The organism is Erwinia sp. Leaf53, from assembly GCF_001422605.1.
Lineage (GTDB): Bacteria > Pseudomonadota > Gammaproteobacteria > Enterobacterales > Enterobacteriaceae > Erwinia.
This window is the reverse complement of record NZ_LMLK01000004.1, coordinates 17,348-36,106: the sequence shown is the minus strand read 5'-3', so window position 1 is coordinate 36,106 and position 18,759 is coordinate 17,348. Positions and strand designations below refer to the sequence as shown.

The 18,759-nt window shown below is 58.6% G+C and carries 16 protein-coding genes; 5 read left to right on the top strand and 11 right to left on the bottom strand.

All coding sequences use genetic code 11. The annotated features are described in order from the left end of the window. Positions 1–3 precede the first annotated feature (3 nt). The 5 genes from spoT (at position 4) to ASF13_RS05775 (ending at position 8,395) form a co-directional block, all read left to right on the top strand. Positions 4–2,121, top strand: a complete 2,118-nt coding sequence (spoT, locus tag ASF13_RS05795; protein WP_056233540.1) for a bifunctional GTP diphosphokinase/guanosine-3',5'-bis pyrophosphate 3'-pyrophosphohydrolase — start codon at positions 4–6, stop codon at positions 2,119–2,121. Positions 2,122–2,232: 111 nt separating this feature from the next. Continuing rightward, on the top strand, positions 2,233–2,928 hold the full coding sequence (gene trmH / locus ASF13_RS05790) for a tRNA (guanosine(18)-2'-O)-methyltransferase TrmH (protein WP_056233538.1): 696 nt from the start codon (positions 2,233–2,235) through the stop codon (positions 2,926–2,928). Further along, positions 2,928–5,009 carry an ATP-dependent DNA helicase RecG gene (gene recG, locus ASF13_RS05785; RefSeq protein WP_056233537.1) on the top strand — a complete coding sequence of 694 codons (2,082 nt, stop codon included), beginning with the start codon at positions 2,928–2,930 and terminating at the stop codon, positions 5,007–5,009. Before trmH ends, recG begins: the two co-directional genes overlap by 1 nt. 112 nt (positions 5,010–5,121) lie before the next feature. Beyond that, a complete protein-coding gene (locus ASF13_RS05780) occupies positions 5,122–6,510 on the top strand; it encodes an NCS2 family protein (protein WP_056233535.1) in 1,389 nt (462 codons plus the stop codon). Between the two features lie 220 nt (positions 6,511–6,730). Continuing rightward, on the top strand, positions 6,731–8,395 hold the full coding sequence (locus tag ASF13_RS05775; protein ID WP_056233739.1) for an AsmA family protein: 1,665 nt from the start codon (positions 6,731–6,733) through the stop codon (positions 8,393–8,395). A gap of 69 nt (positions 8,396–8,464) precedes the next feature. Here the strand turns inward: ASF13_RS05775 and ASF13_RS05770 are convergent, their stop codons facing one another. The 11 genes from ASF13_RS05770 to yihX all read right to left on the bottom strand — a co-directional run bounded on the left by ASF13_RS05770 (position 8,465) and on the right by yihX (position 18,647). Further along, positions 8,465–9,013 carry a fimbrial protein gene (locus tag ASF13_RS05770; protein WP_056233533.1) on the bottom strand — a complete coding sequence of 183 codons (549 nt, stop codon included), beginning with the start codon at positions 9,011–9,013 and terminating at the stop codon, positions 8,465–8,467. Between the two features lie 8 nt (positions 9,014–9,021). Then, positions 9,022–10,095 carry a fimbrial protein gene (locus tag ASF13_RS05765; protein ID WP_056233531.1) on the bottom strand — a complete coding sequence of 358 codons (1,074 nt, stop codon included), beginning with the start codon at positions 10,093–10,095 and terminating at the stop codon, positions 9,022–9,024. Continuing rightward, positions 10,092–10,733: a fimbrial protein gene (locus tag ASF13_RS05760; protein ID WP_056233529.1), complete on the bottom strand. Its 642-nt coding sequence runs from the start codon at positions 10,731–10,733 to the stop codon at positions 10,092–10,094. The genes ASF13_RS05765 and ASF13_RS05760 overlap by 4 nt, the downstream gene beginning before the upstream one ends. A gap of 14 nt (positions 10,734–10,747) precedes the next feature. Next, a complete protein-coding gene (locus tag ASF13_RS05755) occupies positions 10,748–11,497 on the bottom strand; it encodes a molecular chaperone (protein ID WP_056233527.1) in 750 nt (249 codons plus the stop codon). A gap of 38 nt (positions 11,498–11,535) precedes the next feature. Continuing rightward, positions 11,536–14,022: a fimbria/pilus outer membrane usher protein gene (locus ASF13_RS05750; protein WP_056233525.1), complete on the bottom strand. Its 2,487-nt coding sequence runs from the start codon at positions 14,020–14,022 to the stop codon at positions 11,536–11,538. A gap of 56 nt (positions 14,023–14,078) precedes the next feature. Beyond that, positions 14,079–14,630 carry a fimbrial protein gene (locus ASF13_RS05745; RefSeq protein ID WP_082502298.1) on the bottom strand — a complete coding sequence of 184 codons (552 nt, stop codon included), beginning with the start codon at positions 14,628–14,630 and terminating at the stop codon, positions 14,079–14,081. 73 nt (positions 14,631–14,703) lie between these two features. Next, the gene (locus ASF13_RS05740) at positions 14,704–15,282 is read right to left on the bottom strand and encodes a fimbrial protein (protein ID WP_056233522.1); all 579 of its coding nucleotides are present in this window, start codon (positions 15,280–15,282) and stop codon (positions 14,704–14,706) included. Positions 15,283–15,743: 461 nt separating this feature from the next. Next, positions 15,744–16,682 carry a fatty acid biosynthesis protein FabY gene (gene fabY, locus ASF13_RS05735; RefSeq protein WP_056233521.1) on the bottom strand — a complete coding sequence of 313 codons (939 nt, stop codon included), beginning with the start codon at positions 16,680–16,682 and terminating at the stop codon, positions 15,744–15,746. Between the two features lie 59 nt (positions 16,683–16,741). Continuing rightward, positions 16,742–17,179, bottom strand: a complete 438-nt coding sequence (dtd, locus tag ASF13_RS05730; RefSeq protein ID WP_056233519.1) for a D-aminoacyl-tRNA deacylase — start codon at positions 17,177–17,179, stop codon at positions 16,742–16,744. Further along, on the bottom strand, positions 17,176–18,051 hold the full coding sequence (locus tag ASF13_RS05725) for a virulence factor BrkB family protein (protein WP_056233517.1): 876 nt from the start codon (positions 18,049–18,051) through the stop codon (positions 17,176–17,178). The genes dtd and ASF13_RS05725 overlap by 4 nt, the downstream gene beginning before the upstream one ends. After that, positions 18,051–18,647, bottom strand: a complete 597-nt coding sequence (gene yihX / locus ASF13_RS05720; RefSeq protein ID WP_056233516.1) for a glucose-1-phosphatase — start codon at positions 18,645–18,647, stop codon at positions 18,051–18,053. The genes ASF13_RS05725 and yihX overlap by 1 nt, the downstream gene beginning before the upstream one ends. Positions 18,648–18,759 lie beyond the last annotated feature (112 nt).

Here is an 18,759-nt window from a genome sequence, read left to right as displayed (position 1 = left end):
GCCTTGTATCTGTTCGAAAGTCTCAATCAGCTGATTGAAAAATACTTGCCTGAGGAGCAGATTAAGCGCCTCAAGCAAGCCTACCTTGTCGCACGTGATGCCCACGAGGGACAGACACGCTCCAGCGGTGAGCCCTATATCACCCATCCGGTTGCCGTTGCCTGTATCCTGGCGGAAATGAAGCTCGACCATGAAACGCTGATGGCCGCGCTACTCCATGACGTGATCGAAGACACCCCCGCCACTTATCAGGACATGGAACAGCTGTTTGGCAAGACCGTGGCTGAACTGGTTGAGGGCGTCTCCAAGCTCGATAAGCTGAAATTCCGCGATAAGAAAGAGGCACAGGCCGAAAACTTCCGCAAAATGATCATGGCGATGGTGCAGGATATTCGCGTCATTCTGATCAAGCTGGCCGACCGCACGCACAACATGCGTACGCTCGGCGCGCTGCGCCCGGATAAAAAACGCCGTATCGCGCAGGAAACCCTCGAAATCTACAGTCCGCTGGCGCACCGTCTGGGTATTCATCACCTGAAGACCGAGCTGGAAGAGCTGGGCTTTGAGGCGCTCTACCCCAATCGTTACCGCGTGATTAAAGAAGTGGTGAAGTCCGCCCGCGGCAACCGTAAAGAGATGATCCAAAAAATCCTCTCTGAAATTGACGGTCGCCTGCAGGAAGCGGGGATCCCCTGCCGGGTCAGCGGTCGCGAAAAGCACCTCTATTCAATTTACTGCAAGATGCACCTGAAAGAGCAGCGCTTCCATTCGATTATGGATATCTATGCGTTTCGGGTGATCGTCAAAGATCTGGATACCTGTTACCGGGTGCTGGGGCAGATGCACAGCCTCTACAAGCCACGCCCCGGCCGGATGAAAGACTATATCGCTATCCCCAAGGCCAACGGCTATCAGTCGCTGCACACCTCGATGATCGGGCCGCACGGCGTGCCGGTTGAGGTGCAGATCCGTACCGAAGACATGGATCAGATGGCAGAGATGGGGGTGGCAGCCCACTGGGCATATAAAGAGCAGGGCGAAAGCAGCACCACCGCACAGATCCGCGCCCAGCGCTGGCTGCAAAGTCTGCTGGAGCTGCAGCAGAGCGCCGGTAGCTCGTTTGAATTTATCGAGAGCGTGAAATCCGATCTGTTCCCGGATGAGATTTACGTGTTTACCCCGGAAGGACGCATCGTCGAACTGCCTGCCGGCGCCACGCCGGTCGACTTCGCCTATGCGGTACATACCGATATCGGCCACGCCTGCGTCGGTGCCCGTGTCGATCGTCAGCCTTATCCGCTGTCGCAGTCGCTGACCAGCGGCCAGACCGTCGAAATTATCACCGCACCGGGCGCGCGGCCGAACGCCGCCTGGCTGAACTTCGTGGTCAGCTCGAAAGCACGCGCCAAGATCCGCCAGCTGCTGAAAAACCTCAAGCGTGACGACTCGGTGAGCCTCGGCCGCCGCCTGCTGAACCATGCGCTGGGAGGCAGCCGTAAACTGGCTGAAATCCCGCCGGCCAATCTTCAGCATGAGCTCGAACGCATGAAGCTGGCGACGCTGGACGATCTGCTGGCCGAAATCGGCCTGGGCAACGCGATGAGCGTGGTGGTGGCGAAGAATCTGCAGCAGAGCGATGCTGCGCCGTCAGGCGCCAGCCAGTCCACGCCTTCACGCAGTAAGCTGCCGATCAAGGGCGCCGACGGCGTGCTGATCACCTTTGCCAAATGCTGCCGCCCGATCCCCGGCGACCCGATTGTCGCCCACGTCAGCCCGGGTAAGGGGCTGGTGGTGCACCATGAGTCCTGTCGTAATATCCGCGGCTACCAGAAAGAGCCGGAGAAGTTTATGGCGGTGGAGTGGGACAAAGTCACCGAACAGGAGTTCGTCGCCGAGATTAAGGTGGATATGTTCAATCACCAGGGCGCACTGGCTAACCTGACTGCGGCGATTAATACGGCAGGTTCCAATATTCAGAGCCTGAACACCGAAGAGAAAGACGGACGCGTTTACAGCGCCTTTATCCGTCTGACCGCACGCGACCGCGTCCATCTGGCTAATATTATGCGTAAAATTCGCGTGATGCCGGATGTCATCAAGGTGCACCGTAACCGCAACTAAAGTTGCCCCTCCAGGCTGCGGCCGCCGGCGCTCTCACGCCGCGCGGTCCGCACCCGCCGTGCTTTCGCATCCGGCGGCATACCACCATTTTTTAAGGGAGTTTTCCTGCGCATGAACGCTCAACGCTACGCCCGCATTCGCGAAATGCTCGCCGCCCGTCAGCACGATCTGACGGTGTGCATGGAGCAGGTCCACAAGCCGCACAACGTTTCTGCGGTGATCCGTACGGCGGACGCCGTTGGCGTGCATGAAGTCCACGCCGTGTGGCCGGGCAGCCGGATGCGCACCATGGTCTCCTCGGCTGCGGGCAGCAACAGCTGGGTGCAGGTGAAGACCCACCGCACCATTGCCGAAGCGGTCAGCCACCTGAAAGGGCAGAAGATGCAGATCCTCGCCACCCATCTCTCCGCCAAGGCGGTGGATTTTCGTGAAATCGACTACACCCGCCCGACCTGTATTCTGATGGGGCAGGAGAAAACCGGCATCACCCAGGAAGCGCTCGACCTGGCCGACCAGGACATCATTATTCCGATGATCGGTATGGTGCAGTCGCTGAACGTCTCCGTCGCCTCCGCGCTGATCCTCTACGAAGCACAGCGTCAGCGGCAGAACGCAGGTATGTACCAGCGCACGGAGAGCACGCTGGACTACGCCGAGCAGCAGCGCCTGCTGTTCGAAGGCGGCTACCCGGTGCTGGCGCGCGTGGCGAAACACAAAGGGCTGCCCTACCCGGTGATTGATGACCAGGGCCAGGTGGTCGCCGATGCGGACTGGTGGGCCACCATGCAGTCGCGAGCGGTGAAATAATGCAGGGCCGCCTGCTGGATGCGGTTCCGCTCACTACCCTGACCGGCGTCGGTGCCAGCCAGGCGGCAAAGCTGGCCAGAATCGGTCTGGTCACCCTTCAGGATCTGCTGCTGCACCTGCCGCTGCGCTACGAAGACCGCACTCAGCTGTACACCATTAACGACCTGCTGCCGGGGATTTACGCCACTATTGAGGGCGAAGTGCTGCACAGCGACATCAGCTTTGGCCGCCGTCGTATGCTCACCTGTCAGGTGAGCGACGGCAGCGGCGTGATCACCCTGCGCTTCTTTAACTTTAATGCCGGCATGAAAAACAGTCTCGCGCCCGGCCGTCGCGTCACCGCCTACGGTGAGATCAAACGCGGCCAGCGCGGTGCCGAGATCGTCCACCCGGAGTACCGCGTGCAGGGCGATCACGGCGTTACCGAGCTGCAGGAGACGCTGACCCCGGTTTACTCCACCACCGAAGGCATCCGTCAGGCGACGTTGCGTAACCTGACCGATCAGGCGCTGACCCTGCTGGAGACCTGCGCGATCGCCGAGCTGCTGCCGCCGGAACTGAGCCAGGGGCTGATCGGCCTGCCGCAGGCGCTGCGCACGCTGCACCGCCCGCCGCCGGATATGGCGCTGGCAGACCTTGCCAGCGGCACCCATCCGGCCCAGCGGCGGCTGATTATGGAAGAGCTGCTGGCGCATAATCTGAGCATGCTGGCGGTCCGCGCCGGTGCCCAGCGCCATCACGCGCTGCCGATGGCCGCCAGCCACCGGCTAAGCAACCCACTGCTGGCGGCGCTGCCGTTTAAGCCGACGGGCGCACAGCAGCGGGTGGTCAAAGAGATTGAAGCAGATCTGGCCAAAGACTATCCGATGATGCGGCTGGTGCAGGGCGACGTCGGCTCCGGTAAAACGCTGGTTGCCGCTCTGGCGGCGCTTAACGTTATCGCGCACGGTAAGCAGGTGGCGCTGATGGCCCCAACCGAGCTACTGGCCGAGCAGCACGCCAGTAATTTTCGCCAGTGGTTTGCGCCGCTGGGGATTGAGGTGGGCTGGCTGGCTGGCAAGCAGAAAGGCAAAGCGCGGCTCGCCCAGCAGGAGGCGATTGCCAGCGGTCAGGTGTCGATGGTGGTCGGCACCCATGCTATCTTCCAGGAACAGGTGCAGTTTAACGGCCTGGCGCTGGTGATCATCGATGAACAGCACCGCTTTGGCGTTCACCAGCGGCTGGCACTGTGGGAAAAAGGCGTGGAGCAGGGCTTCCACCCGCACCAGCTGATTATGACCGCCACGCCGATCCCGCGCACGCTGGCGATGACCGCCTATGCCGACCTCGATACTTCGACCATCGACGAGCTGCCGCCGGGGCGCACCCCGGTGACCACCGTGGCGATCCCCGATACCCGCCGGGCTGACATTATCGCCCGGGTGAAAAGCGCCTGCGGCAGCGAAGGTCGCCAGGCCTACTGGGTCTGTACGCTGATCGAAGAGTCCGAGCTGCTGGAAGCCCAGGCGGCGGAAGCCACCTGGGAAGAGCTGAAAGTGGCGTTGCCGGAGCTGAACGTCGGCCTGGTGCACGGCCGGATGAAGCCGTCCGAAAAGCAGGCGGTGATGCAGGCGTTTAAGCAGGGCGAACTGCATCTGCTGATCGCTACCACGGTGATTGAGGTCGGGGTCGACGTGCCGAACGCCAGCCTGATGATTATTGAAAACCCGGAGCGGCTGGGGCTGGCGCAGCTGCATCAGCTGCGCGGCCGGGTCGGCCGCGGCGCGGTAGCCTCGCACTGCGTGCTGCTGTATAAGGCACCGCTGAGCAAAACCGCCCAGAAGCGTTTGCAGGTGCTGCGTGACAGCAACGACGGTTTTGTCATTGCCCAGTGTGACCTGGAGATCCGCGGCCCCGGTGAGCTGCTCGGCACCCGCCAGACCGGTAACGCAGAGTTTAAGGTGGCCGACCTGCTGCGCGACCAGGCGATGATCCCCGAAGTGCAGCGCGTGGCGCGGCATATCCACCAGCACTATCCGCAGCAGGCACAGGCGCTGATTGAGCGCTGGCTGCCGGAAACCGAACGCTATACTAACGCCTGACGGCTACGCTGGCGAAGTCCGGCCGGCCAGGATAAATGAAAGTTTCGCAAACGATTGCTTTTCACACCATTCGGTTTAAAATCGCCACCTTTATTGCCGCTGGAAGCCCCAAATGTCCGTTGAAACCTCCGTTGACGCTGCCGATCGTACCCCGGTTCCGGCCAGCAACAGTGAGCTGATCTACCGCCTGGAAGACCGCCCGCCGCTGCCGCAAACGCTGTTTGCCGCCTGCCAGCACCTGCTGGCGATGTTTGTGGCGGTAATCACCCCGGCCCTGCTGATCTGCCAGGCGCTGGGCCTGCCGGCGCAGGATACCCAGCACATCATTAGTATGTCGCTGTTTGCCTCCGGCGTGGCGTCGATCCTGCAGATCAAAACCTGGGGTCCGATCGGTTCCGGGCTGCTGTCGATTCAGGGCACCAGCTTTAACTTTGTCTCACCGCTGATTATGGGTGGGCTGGCGCTGAAGAACGGCGGTGCCGACGTACCGACGATGATGGCGGCGCTGTTTGGCACGCTGATGCTGGCCTCCTGCACCGAGATGGCGCTGTCGCGCGTGCTGCACCTCGCGCGCCGGGTGATCACCCCGCTGGTCTCCGGCATCGTGGTGATGATTATCGGCCTGTCGCTGATTCAGGTTGGCCTGACCTCAATCGGCGGTGGTTTTGCTGCGCTCAACGATCATACCTTCGGCGCGCCGAAAAACCTGCTGCTGGCCGGCGCGGTACTGCTGGTGATTATTCTGCTTAACCGCCAGCGTAACCCCTACCTGCGAGTGGCTTCGCTGGTGATTGCCATGGCGGTGGGCTATCTGCTTGCGTGGGCGATGGGCATGCTGCCAGCGACCTCCGCACCGGCCAGTGAGGCGCTTATCACCATCCCGACGCCGTTCTATTATGGCCTGGGCATCGACTGGAGCCTGCTGATCCCCCTGATGCTGGTGTTTATGATCACCTCGCTGGAGACCATCGGCGATATCACCGCCACCTCTGACGTCTCCGAGCAGCCGGTCAGCGGCCCGTTGTACATGAAACGCCTGAAGGGGGGTGTACTGGCCAACGGCCTCAACTCCTGCGTCTCGGCGCTGTTCAACACCTTCCCGAACTCCTGCTTCGGCCAGAACAACGGCGTGATCCAGCTGACCGGCGTCGCCAGCCGCTATGTCGGCTTCTTTGTGGCGCTGATGCTGATCGTGCTCGGCCTGTTCCCGGCGGTCAGCGGCTTCGTGCAGCACATTCCTGAGCCGGTGCTCGGCGGTGCCACGCTGGTGATGTTCGGCACCATCGCCGCCTCCGGCGTGCGCATCGTCTCCCGCGAGCCGCTGAACCGCCGGGCGATTATGATTATCGCGCTGTCGCTGGCGGTGGGGCTGGGCGTCTCCCAACAGCCGTTGATCCTGCAGTTTGCACCGGAGTGGCTGAAGATGCTGCTCTCCTCCGGCATTGCCGCCGGCGGTATTACCGCCATTGTGCTGAACCTGCTGTTCCCGCAGGAGAAGTAAGCGCCGGGCGCTGCCGGGCGGAGCAATCTGCCCGGCAATCTGTTCTGATGATGGTCACCCTTACCTCCTTGTTTCCCTCACCTTCTACCTTCTGCCTCATCCCTGACCTTCTCCTTACCGCTTTCTGCACAAATTTCAGCCTTGTCAGGGCTTCCCGGTTGAGATACGCCGTTAAATCAGGCATAACAAGCCATTAGCGGAAATCGATAGGGTGGTTGCGATGAAGTATCCCGGCAAAATTTTGCTTACGCTGTTGCTGATCCTGCTGCTGGCGCTGGTGGCCTGCTACGTGCTGTTGCAGACCCGCTGGGGCGCAGCGTGGGCAAGCCGCCAGCTGAGTGACGCGCAGTATCAGCTGAACATCGGCAAGATTGAGCATAACTTCTCGGCCCCCGGACTGCTGCGGCTGGACGACGTGACGCTGACGGCACCAGGGCAGCCGCCGCTGCTGACCTCGCGGCGGGTGGACCTCGGTTTACGCCTGGCGCAACTGACTAATCCGCAGCACTTCGCCTCAATTCGTCTCAACGAAGGTACGCTTAACCTGACCGATAACGCGATGCCGGGGCGCCTGCAGGCTGACCGCCTGCTGCTGAGCCGGATGACGGTCAACGGCAGCGCGGGCGACTTGACGGTGCAGGGGCAGAAAGTTGACGGCGGCGTCACGCCGTGGCTGCCGGAAAAAGGGGCCCTGCTCGGCCAACAGGCGCGCTTTCAGCTGAGCGCCGGGTCGCTGGCGCTGGGCGACCTGACCGCCAGCAACGCGCTGCTGGAAGGCAGCATCAAAGGGCGCGAGTGGCTGTTCAGCAACGTGGGCGCGGACGTGGCGCTGGGTTCGATTACCGCTAATGCGCGGCGCGACGCCAGCGGTGGCTGGCAGGTTCAGAGCCTGCGGCTGAACAGTATCCGCCTGCAGAGCGATAAAACGCTGGCCGACTTCCTGCAGCCGCTGCTCAGTCTGCCGGATATCAGTTTTAACCGGGTGGACGTCACCGATGCGCGGCTGGAGGGGCTGGACTGGGCGGTAACCGACCTGGATCTGCTGCTGAAAAATATTACCTTCAGCCACGGCGACTGGCAGAGCGATAACGGCACGCTGGCGCTCAACGCCAGCAGCTTTGTTAACGGCAGCCTGCAGCTCAACGATCCGATTGCCAGCCTGGAATTTTCACCGGCGGGCGTGGCGCTGACCCAGTTCAGCTCGCGCTGGGTCAACGGCATGATCCGCACCGGCGGCAACTGGAGCCGCCGTGATAAAAAGCTGACGCTGGATGAGCTGGTGGTCGCCGGGCTGGAATATACGCTGCCGGCCAACTGGCGTGAGCGCTGGTTGCAAACGCTGCCGGGCTGGCTGGACAGCGTGCAGGTTAGCCGCTTCACCGCCAACCGGAACCTGATTATCGATATTAACCCGGACTTCCCGTTCCAGATGACGGCGCTGGACGCCAGCGGCAGCAACCTGCTACTGGCGCAAAATCACCGCTGGGGCATCTGGTCCGGTAGCCTGAGCGCCAACGCCGCCGAGTCCACCTTTAACCGTGTTGACCTGCGCCACCCGTCGCTGGCGCTGAACGCCGACGGCAACAGCATTAACGTCACCGAACTGAGCGCTTTTAGCGGCAGCGGCATGCTGGAGGGAGTGGCCAACGTCAGCCAGGCTCCGCAGCGGGCCCTTTCGCTGTCGCTAACCGGTCGCCAGGTGAATGCGGCGGTGCTGGCGAACTGGGGCTGGCCGGGGCAATCTCTGCCGGCCGGCAGCAACCTGAAGCTTAGTCTTTCCGGTAATTTGCAGGCGGACAAGCCGCTGAAGCCGACGGTGAATGCTACGCTGGAGCTGAACGGCGGTGCGCAGCAGCAGAAACTGGTTAACGGCCAGCTGCAGTAAGTCGCGGGCGGCGAAGCAGACCTGCAACACCGCAGAGTATTGGCACCTGCCGCTCTGCGCACGTCGACGTTACTGATAGTTCAGGGTATAGCTGGCGGTCGAGGTAAACGGGCCGAGCTGCAGGTTATGCTGCTGCAGCGCCTCCGGTTCGCCGCGTACCAGCGCCTGAAAGCCTAACTGCATGCTGCCACGGGTCAGGTCCGTGGCTGGAGTGGGCTGGTCCAGCGTCAGGGGATTACCGTTATCCTGACGCAGATCGATGGCGATCCCGGCGGTACCGCCTGAAGCATTGCTGTGCACCCGCAGAGATTCGGGCAGCGCCTGGCTGCGTTCGCCGGAAAAGGTCACCGTAACGGTTTTATACACCGTAGTGCTGCAGTTGATCAGATGCAGGGTAAACCCTACCGGACGGCTCTGCCTGTTCAGATAGAGATCCTCAGTGGAGAGTTGTTTAAAATCCACCTGCAGCGTCTCATCACCCGGAGCGATGCTGCACGGCAGCGCCACGACACGGCCGTGAAAGCGAATTTCACCACCAATCAGAATCGCTTCGTTAGCCCGCACTGCTAAGGTGAGTAACAGCGCCCAGATGCAGCATACTACGGAGAAAATCTTCATTGCCTCTCCTACTGAAACTCAGCAACAATGCTGCCACTGGCATCGAATTCACCCTCAGGTATTTCACTACCGGGTTTGGCTATCGGTGCCGCCGTCAAATTCCACGAACCACTGTTGTTGTTGAAGGTTTTCAGATTATAAAATTTTCCCGGAATGACCGGCGAGTTGTCTGCTTTATCTTTCAGCACAATGCCCAGGTTTTTACGGTCGGTGCTACCGGTGGTACCGAGATAGTCCGGGCTGAAGCTGGCCAGGCCGGATCCTGAGGGCTGTACGCCTAATTTGATATTCAGCTTACTCATATCGAAGCTCCCTCCCTTGCAGGCTATTTTAATGGGAACATCTTTCTTAAAATTGTTACCGTTGAGCTGACTACTGTTGCCGGGAATGTCGCCAAAATTGACCACAATCGCATTACCGGCGTTAACTACGCATTTATCCGGTACGGTAATGATCGCTGATTTAAGGGTAACGGTCGTCAGTGGCGTATTGAGTAATACCGGTGTTAGCTCTTGTCGGCCATACAGCTTAACCAGTTCATAGCTGTTAAGTGAGACGCCATTAATGACGGGTTTGGTGATTTTGAACGTAACCTGCCCCTTCGATCCTGACTCAATGCGAGTATCAGTCGTAGGATTTTTACGACAACTTTTTTTATCCTGATTTGAAACGTCGTAAAAGGGTACGTCATAGCCAGGGGTAGGACCATTGACAATAAACACCTGAATTTTTACATCAAAATAGTCATTCAGGCGAAAATAACCCGGATTTATTGCTGAGGGTGTCATACCAGTGGTAGCAGTATAATATCGTGGTTTCTCCTTAATCCTTCCATCCGGGCAGTGAATATACCCTGTATAGACAGCACCGCTGTTATTCCAGGGGGGGGGCATAATGACAGCGCCGGCCACATTATTTTTTATATCCAGCGTCGTCAAACTGACATCATAATTATGCGGCACCTGCGGCGTCACTTCGCCCTGTTCATATGCCAGGGCAGAGTGTCCTGTCAGCATGGCTGCAAACGCTAGTGCCCCCCGAACCGTTAAACATTTTTTACAGCACGCAGTCATTGGGCTCATAAATACTCCACTCGTATATGCAGTGTTCCGAGATAGCTGCCACCGCTGACCCAGCTATCAGTCGCCTCTAAAGCGGCCATCAACGTCAGGCTGTGATTACCCGGCGACAGCAGATAGGGCGTCTGCGCCTGGTTAAGCGACAGCGGCTCACCTCGCGCGTCGAACAGCCGCAGTCCCAGGCCATGTACGTTACCTTCCAGCTGTAGCAGATCGTGGTTAGCGCCGTCAGGCTCGCCGCTAAAGAACAGGGAGACCACCCGCTCTGAACTGCTGAGCAGATGTGCATCGCGGCCGATAGTATGCCCGGGAAAATCCTCGTGTACCTGGCGGGCACCCGCCAGACAGTCCTGTAATTTCAGCACAAAGGTTACTTTTCGAGAACGGTCACCGGCATGATGAAACTCGCGTGCGGTAGCCGTTTTCATCTCCACCAGCTGCTCCTGCGACTGGCTGGCCAGAATGCACGGCGAGACCAGCACGTCACCGCGAAAGTGCACCGTACCGTACTGCCCATCGACGTTGTGCAGATCGCTGCGTGCATGCTTCAGCGCGGCAGCGGCTGGCCGATCGGCCAGCAGTATCGCCAGACTCAGCAGCAGCCAGCGCAAGCGTGGTGGCCTGGGGTTAATCTTATCCATCGCTTACCCTCCGCTCATCCGGCCCTGACCGCGCTACATTGCGCGCCGTTGCAGCGGTAATGAATTTCCGGGTGGCCGCCGTAGTCATTGACGTACATCACCATAAAGTCGCTCACGCTGCTGTCGGTTACCGGGATATCGAGCGTCGATTTCGGCGCAATCATCACCCCGGGAAAAGTGGTGATCGGTTCACCGCCCTTCTCCACCGGCTTACGGCTCAGGCCAATGATGGTGATAAAGTAGGGGGTTGGGTTCGTAGCGATGAAGGTTTTACCCTGCTTGTGAAAACTGACCTGATCCTGCCACACCGCGTCACGGCTGGCCGGAATCGCCGCCGTCGGACGATAGAACAGCTTGATGCGCGACTGCATGGAGAGCTGCAGCACGTTGGCCTTTTTCGGCTTCGGTGGGATCTCACGCACGTTAAGGTAGAACAGCGTTTCACGATCCTGCGGCAGCGCATTGATACCGGCGGTTTTGGTCACGCGGATCACCCCTTTCTGGCCGCCGTTAATGCGCTGCAGCGCGGGCAGCACCAGCAACGGTGAGGTGATATGTTTACCGCTGGCATCTTCTACCCACGCCTGGGCAAGGAACGGCACGTCCGGGCTGGTATTACTCAGATTGGCGCTGGCTGACTCACTGCTACCGGTGATAATCATCCGCGTGCGGTCCAGTGAAATGCCGGCCTGCGCCGCCCCGATGCCGCCGCTGACAACCAGTGTTAACGCCAGCAGCCTGCTGCTGACTCTCCATATATTCATATTCAGGTTCCTGTTAACTAAGTTCATTACTTTCCCTCTTACTGGCACGGCAGCAGTAGTTGCGCCTGGCCGTGCGGAATCATCTTCGGCACCGTCAGCGCACAGTGAGTTTTACCGTCCCACTGCACGTCCAACTGCTCTCCGGGCTTGATGCCCACCAGCCACGCCAGGCCGTCATCCATCACCATCGCCACGTTAACGCCATCGCCGTTGAGCACGTCGGCACCGAACGGCGGGGCGCTGCCACCCTGCAGACGCAGCTGTGCCATCATTTTCTCGCCCTGGGTAACGGAGAATTTCTGGTAGCCTATCGCCCCTTCGGTCAGCGTACTGGTGGCGATAGCATGGCTGGCGTCAACGTCCTGCTTCAGCGCGTCGACGTCAATGCGGGTATCAAAGCTGCTGTAGCTGACCACATCAGATACCACGCCGAGGCCCCAGCGGTTGGTGACTGCCTGTTTATCGTTAAGGGGTACACCCGCCACGCCGCCGGTATCGACCATCACCCGTGCCGTGTCCTGGGTACCGCTGCTGCTGTTAAGCGCCACACCGTAGCGGGTAGCGGTGATGCCGCCGGTCGCCGTACCGCCCAGCGAGAGATAGCGGTCCTGCTGGTAGTTGAGGTTGGCATTAATATCAGCCACCTCGGCGCGGTGCTCGTAGAAGCCATCAAGCGCCACCTTGCCATCCTGGTCTGCGCCGGCACGCAGGCGCCAGTTGTTGTTGATGTCCCGGTTATCGCTGTATGAGGCCATCTGGGTGCTTTTTTTGCCGTGCACTTGCAGGTCATACCCTGACCAGCGGCTGTCGCCAATCGGTATCGAAACAGAAAGTGACAGGCTGTCGTCGCGCAACCCCTGATAGAGCGAACGGAACAGCGACAGGTTAGCGCTGATGTTCTTCACGCCGGCAATACGGAACGCGCGGCTAACCGACAGGCCGTAGCGGTCCTGGCTGCTGCGATCCCAGTAGTTCTGGTGGGAATAGGTGAGGAACAGCGTTGTGCGCCAGTCCGGGTTATCCACCCAGAAGGTTTTATTACCGGTGATGGTGTACATCTCTTTTTCGTGGCCAGGGTAACGGTTATCGCTATAGCGCTCATCGAGGTATTGCGCCTGGGTGCGAAATTTTTTCTGCGAGAAGCGATAACCAGCAAAAGTAATGCTGCTGTTATATTCGTCAAAGGTCTTGGCGTAACTGAGCTTAAAGGACATCCCCTGCTGCATGCTTTCATGCGGCAGCTGGCTCAGCGACTGGGTGACGTCCGCCGACAGCGCGCCAAAGACATTCAGATCGCGCCCGGCACCGAGGTTCCAGGCGTTATAACTTTTGCCGGACAGGATCGCCCCGCCGTATATCGACCATGCGTTGCTCAGGCCCCATGAGAAGTCACCGGTGTAAAAGGCGGGCCCCTGAATTTTATGGCTGAACTGTGAAGGCGCACCGATAGAGGTGTTGTAACGAATATAGCCGGGTCGGGTCAGATAAGGGATCGAGGCGGTATTGACCTCAAATGTACTGACGCTGCCGTCCTGCTCCTCAACGCGAACGTCAAGCTTGCCGCGCACCGCGTTGCTCAGATCCTGAATATTAAACGGCCCGGCAGGTACGGTGGTTTCATAGATGGTGCGCCCACTCTGGCTGACGGTTACTTTGGCGTTACTTTTAGCGATACCATGAACCTCCGGCGCATAGCCCTGCAGGTTCGGCGGCAGCATACGCTCGTCGCTGGCAAGATTGATACCGGTAAAGCGCACCGTGTCGAACACCTGCGAGTTGGAGTAGATTTCGCCCAGCGTCAGTTTCGCCGCCTGCAGCGGTAGCGGCAGGTAAGCATAGATCTGGTTCCAGTCAAAACGGTGCCGGTGGTCACGGGCCGAGTAGTCGCCCTGATACTGAGCACGTAACCGCCAGCCACCGAGGTTGATCCCGGCCTGGCCATAAGCGGAAAAATCGGTGCTGGAACCACCACCGCCCTTGATCTGGCGGGTGGTCTGCCCACTGACGCTGTAGTCAAGCAACAGCCCGGGGATCCCTCTGTCCCAGCGTTCAGGTGGTACCCAATCCGGATCGCTGTACTTCATCCACGCCTGTGGAATAGAGATATCCAGGCTGCCCTGTTGATTGTTCAGGGAGGCACTGGGGATTGAGCGGATGTCATAACAGCTGTCACTTATTCTACGCACGTGGTTCAGCGCCTCCTCTTTCAGGGCCAGCGCCTGAACAACGTCAACCGGAAGGCAAGCCAGGCTCTGTTTCACGTTATCCGGCGAAACGATATAGGTAATCTTCTGCCGCTTAAAAAAGTTGCCGTTGATTTTCAGATCGAGCAAGTAGGTCGCGGGTGCGACGAAATTATTTTCAGCAAAGCGGCTGAGATCGACATTTTTACGATCGCCCGCATCCAGTGCGTCGGTGCTGAATTCCACCGGGTCATCGGCGGCACTTGACGTCTCCGCACTGGCCAGCAGCAGTAGCAGTTCAAACAACAGCAACCCGATGTTTTTTCTCGTTATGCACTTCATCTGCAACGCATCCTTGCCACCCCGAAACGTTTATGGCTTCGCCGCCGGTTGAGTAGTCACAAGTAATCCATAAAAAAATGTACGCTGGCATAAAAACTGCCAGCGGTAATATTTTTTCTCAGTGGCACTATGCTGGCTTTAAAATTCAGCACATTATTGCCGTCAACTAATTCAATCCCGTTCGTGGGCTGGCCAAATATAATCGGCTCACCGTTAATTGCGCTCAGACGTATGGCAAAACCTTTTGCTTCGCCCACCACGCTGACCAGGCGATCGCTGCTGCCAGGTGTATCGCTAAGAAAAGTCACCTGGGCGTGATGCCAGTTCAGACCCGAGGTGAAACGGCTGAGCAGCGTGCAGCCCACCAGCCTGACGTGAAACACGTACTGCAGGTTACTGTCCGACTGCTGCAGGATCTCCCTGACCGTTAACGGGCCAAAGTCCAGCCACTGGTCGCGATCCGGGTAGTCAATGCGGCATGGGGCTTCGACAATTTCTCCGCTGATCCGCATTTCACCCGGTGTACTGGCTTTATCACCCGCTGCTGCAGCAGCCTGCCCGGACAGGGCTAACAGCAGCAGCACGCAAATCCCTTTGCTTAGGATCATCTTCTCTCCGACTCAGGTTGCCCATTTGGCAGCACAATCCCGACTACGGCCCTGCGCTACCAGGCCACCTGCATTACTGATAGTCAATCTGGAAGTTGATAGCCGACTGGAAGGCACCCGGTACCACGACGCTGCTGGCGCTGGCGGAGTCCGCCTGAACAAAGGCGACAAACGGGATTTTTGTCACGCCGTTCACCAGGTTGACCTTGGCTGAGGCCGTACCCCAGACCACATCCTTGTTGCCGTTATCCTTCAGACCCACGCCGGCACCGCTGGCGGTGCCGGAAGTGAAGGCTGCCAGTTTGGCGTTAGCCGGATCGACAGTGTTCGGCGTGTAGGTCACAGTGGCGGTTTTCGCCACTGTCGTATCGCAGCCCTGCAGTTCGATATCCTTCCGCACATTGCCGGCACGCTTATTGTCCTTCAGTGATGCGGTCGTGATCTGGCCAAATTCAACCTGCACCGGGCTGGAGTTCGGTGCCAGGCCGCAGGCTGAGTTCACCAGCTCTCCGGTAAGCAGAATCTGCCCCTGCGTCGGTGTACCTTTATAGGTCGGATCCGGGGGGGTGACCTCTTCCGCAGCCAGCACATAACCGGTGAAGGTCGCTAGTGTCACGAATCCCAATGCCTGCAATAACTTGTTTAGCTTCATATTTAACATCCTTGAAATCGAATTAATTAAGTAAAATGAAACACGCTCTCGCTCTCACGATGCGAATAATAAAATACCACCAAAGGGTAAATATTAAAGTTATTATCTAAGGGAAGTTAAAATGCGACATTTTGATTCACAGAGAGTAAAAACAGAGGTATTTGATAAAATTAAACATGATAAAAAAACAGCACAAAAAAACAAAAACATCATAAAAAACCCCAGCTATTAAAAAATTACATAACAGAATCACTTAATAAATAAATTTTGCTGATGGAATGTTTTTTAATTAATAACAACAACATTAAATAGCCCGGAGAAAAAATCACCACTATGCGTTTTAATGTAATCGTAATTTAGCCAAATATTACAGGGGAGCGTAGATTAGTATAATCTGCTGGCAAAGCGTCAAACCGCCCTTAGTGGGGCGGTTAATAACAGCAGCGCGGTGGGTATCCGGGTTACCCGACCGAGCCCCCTTCCTCCAGCGGACCGTCCGGATCGGCAGGCAGGACGATAAAGGTGCCTTCAAACACCGCACCCACCTCATCATTGCCAAACAGCTCCACCTGCAACTGTACCCGCGCCTTACGCCCGCGCGCCAGGCGGTCGAGATCGCCGCTCAGCGAGCCGAGGTCGGCGCTGGCCATCGGCTTGCCGGTGACCGGTTTACTGTAGCGAATATGGGCATCGGCGAGGATGATGGTGCCGCCGAGGTGGCGTTCGCGCAGCAGCAGCCAGATCAGCCCCCAGCCGGTCAGAGTGGCCAGTGAGAACAGGCTGCCGGCAAACAGCGTGTGGTGCAGGTTCTGGTTGCCGGTTTCCGGCATGGTAGTAATAAATTTCTGCCCGGTGTACTGCTGAATACGCACGCCCATCTTTTCACTGAGCGGGATATGTTCGTACCAGGCCTGCTGCAGCTGCCCGCACCAGTCGGCGCGGTGCAGGATATCATCCAGCGTCACCACCGGTTTGATCATCAGGAAGTGGCGAACCGGCGTGGTTTGCGGGGCGGTGATCTCCCCTTCGTTGAGGTAGCCGAGCTTGGCAAAGAAGTCGACAGCGTCTTCACGGGCGCTGCACACCACCCGCTTAACCCCCTCCTGACGCGCCACCGACTCCAGCGTCATCGCCACCAGCGTGCCCAGCCCTTTGCCCTGCACGGAAGGGTGCACGGCCATAAAGCGGATCGCCGCTTCGTTATCGGCGTTGATGTACAGCCGCCCGGTGGCGACGATATTACCCTGTTCATCCACCACCATCTGGTGGTGCGCCAGCGCATCCCAGGCATCGCGCTCGGAGCCCATCGGCTGATGCAGCGGCTTGCGCAGCATCTCCCAGCGGAACTGGTAGTAGGCGTCTAACTCTTCAGCTGTTTCAGGTACGCGCAGGTGATACATAAAGTGGTTCTCTCTGTCAGAGTCTGTCCGGCTGTTCCCTGGCCGCTCCGTCAGCGGCATCAAACCTGTAGCCAGAAGGTCACGGGGCCATCATTGACCAGCGAGACCTGCATATCGGCGGCAAAACGCCCGGTTTCAGTGGCAATGCCTTTTTCACGACAGCAGGCGGTAAAGTACTGATAGAGGCGGTCGGCTTCGTCCGGGGCGGCACCGCCGGAGAAGCTCGGCCGCATACCCTTTTTGGTATCGGCCGCCAGGGTAAACTGGGAGACCACCAGCAGGCTGCCCCCGGCCTGCTGCACGTTGAGATTCATCCTGTCATTGTCATCGCCGAAGATGCGGTAGCCCAGCACCTTCCCGGCCAGCTTTTCGGCGTGCGCGGGGGTGTCCCCTTTCTCCACGCCAAGCAAAATCAACAGCCCCGGGCCAATCTCCCCGACGGTCTCCCCGGCAACGGCGACGCTGGCGGACAGCGCACGCTGAATTAATGCAATCATACTTCCTCGTTTTCTCGTTCTTGTTCTTCTTGTTTCAGGCGACGGTAGTCGCCAAGGGTGGCGGTGATTTCAGCCCCCAGTAAGACAATACACCAGGTCCAGTAAACCCATAGAAAAAGGATGGGTATCACCGCCAGTACGCCATAAATCAGCTGATAAGACGGGAACATCGTAACATACAGCGCAAAGGCTTTTTTGCCGAGTTCGAACAGCGCCCCGGCCACCAGCGCGCCGATCAGCGCATCGCGCCCCGCCACCTGCGCGGTAGGCACAATGCTGTACAGCAGCCAGAAGGCCATGCAGGAGAGCAGCAGCGGGAACAGCCGCAGCAGCATATCCAGCGCGCCGCTGACGCCGCTGACCGTGGCCCAGTGTAATGAGAGCACGTAAGAGCTGATCGCCAGGCTGGCCCCAGCCAGCAGCGGCCCCAGCGTCAGGATCATCCAGTAAATGGCAAACGAGTAGACCAGCGGCCGCTTGCGCGCGCTGCGCCAGATGGCATTCAGCGCCGAGTCTATTGAGTACATCAGCAGCAGCGCGGTGAAGATCAGGCCGCCGATACCGACCGCGGTCATTTTATTAACGTTGGCGACAAACTGCTCCAGATAGCTCTGAATGACGTTGCCGGCGGCCGGCACAAAGTTATTGAAGACAAAGCTCTTCAGCTGAACGCTGACCTCCGAGAACATCGGAAAAGCCGCAAACAGCGCAAACACCACCGCAATCAGCGGCACCAGCGACAGCAGCGACACGTAAGCGAGGTTACCCGCCAGCGTGGTCATGCCGTCGTCATCAATTCGCTGCCACAGCAGCTTCATCCACGACCAGAAAGCGCGCAGGCGGTGGCGATAGTGGTTAACCCGGCCGGTCATTATTTACGATCGGCAAAAAAGGTGGGCACCACATGCTTATCGGTGACGTGTACGCTGTGGATCCCCAGCGCGCGCGCGGCCTCAACGTTCTCGAGGTTATCGTCGAAGAAGATCGCCTCTTCCGCAGAGACATCCTCTTCATTCAGCAGCCGCTGGTAGATCGCCGCTTCCGGCTTACGCACACCCATATCCTGCGACTGATAGATTTTATCGGCGGCCTGTAGCACTTCCGGATACTGCGATGGCCAGAAGCTGTAGTGCAGACGGTTGGTATTGGAGAGGATCACCACCCGGTCGCCCTGCTCGCGAAGTTTATGCATGATGGCAATTACTTCCGGACGCACGCCGACAAATACCGCCTGCCAGCCTGCCGCAAACTGCTCAAAGCTCAGCGCGATATCCAGCTGTTCAGACATTTTTTCCGCGAACAGCGCGTCGCTAATCTCACCGCGCTCATGCTGGTGGAAGCTGTCGTCCATTTTAAAATGGCTTTGCAGCGTGGCTAACGGCACCCGCCCGAGATCGCTCCAGACCCCAAGCACCCGGTTGAAATCAATATCAACAATGACGTTACCTAAATCAAAGATATACAGCATGGTCGGCTCCTTTTGCTCCGGTGAGTTATTCACTCTAGCGGGAAAATGGCAGGCTGAACAGGTGAGGCGCAGGAAAAGCGGGGCGAAAAAAAAGGCCGGAGATTATCCGGCC

Bases quoted from the DNA above. Each gene is read 5' to 3' on its own strand.
- yihX (WP_056233516.1), bottom strand. From the start codon at position 18,647: ATGCTGTATATCTTTGATTTAGGTAACGTCATTGTTGATATTGATTTC.
- dtd (WP_056233519.1), bottom strand. From the start codon at position 17,179: ATGATTGCATTAATTCAGCGTGCGCTGTCCGCCAGCGTCGCCGTTGCC.
- ASF13_RS05745 (WP_082502298.1), bottom strand. From the start codon at position 14,630: ATGATCCTAAGCAAAGGGATTTGCGTGCTGCTGCTGTTAGCCCTGTCC.
- ASF13_RS05740 (WP_056233522.1), bottom strand. From the start codon at position 15,282: ATGAAGCTAAACAAGTTATTGCAGGCATTGGGATTCGTGACACTAGCG.
- ASF13_RS05750 (WP_056233525.1), bottom strand. From the start codon at position 14,022: ATGAAGTGCATAACGAGAAAAAACATCGGGTTGCTGTTGTTTGAACTG.
- ASF13_RS05780 (WP_056233535.1), top strand. From the start codon at position 5,122: ATGTCCGTTGAAACCTCCGTTGACGCTGCCGATCGTACCCCGGTTCCG.
- ASF13_RS05725 (WP_056233517.1), bottom strand. From the start codon at position 18,051: ATGACCGGCCGGGTTAACCACTATCGCCACCGCCTGCGCGCTTTCTGG.
- recG (WP_056233537.1), top strand. From the start codon at position 2,928: ATGCAGGGCCGCCTGCTGGATGCGGTTCCGCTCACTACCCTGACCGGC.
- ASF13_RS05755 (WP_056233527.1), bottom strand. From the start codon at position 11,497: ATGAATATATGGAGAGTCAGCAGCAGGCTGCTGGCGTTAACACTGGTT.
- fabY (WP_056233521.1), bottom strand. From the start codon at position 16,682: ATGTATCACCTGCGCGTACCTGAAACAGCTGAAGAGTTAGACGCCTAC.
- ASF13_RS05760 (WP_056233529.1), bottom strand. From the start codon at position 10,733: ATGGATAAGATTAACCCCAGGCCACCACGCTTGCGCTGGCTGCTGCTG.
- ASF13_RS05775 (WP_056233739.1), top strand. From the start codon at position 6,731: ATGAAGTATCCCGGCAAAATTTTGCTTACGCTGTTGCTGATCCTGCTG.
- ASF13_RS05765 (WP_056233531.1), bottom strand. From the start codon at position 10,095: ATGAGCCCAATGACTGCGTGCTGTAAAAAATGTTTAACGGTTCGGGGG.
- ASF13_RS05770 (WP_056233533.1), bottom strand. From the start codon at position 9,013: ATGAAGATTTTCTCCGTAGTATGCTGCATCTGGGCGCTGTTACTCACC.
- trmH (WP_056233538.1), top strand. From the start codon at position 2,233: ATGAACGCTCAACGCTACGCCCGCATTCGCGAAATGCTCGCCGCCCGT.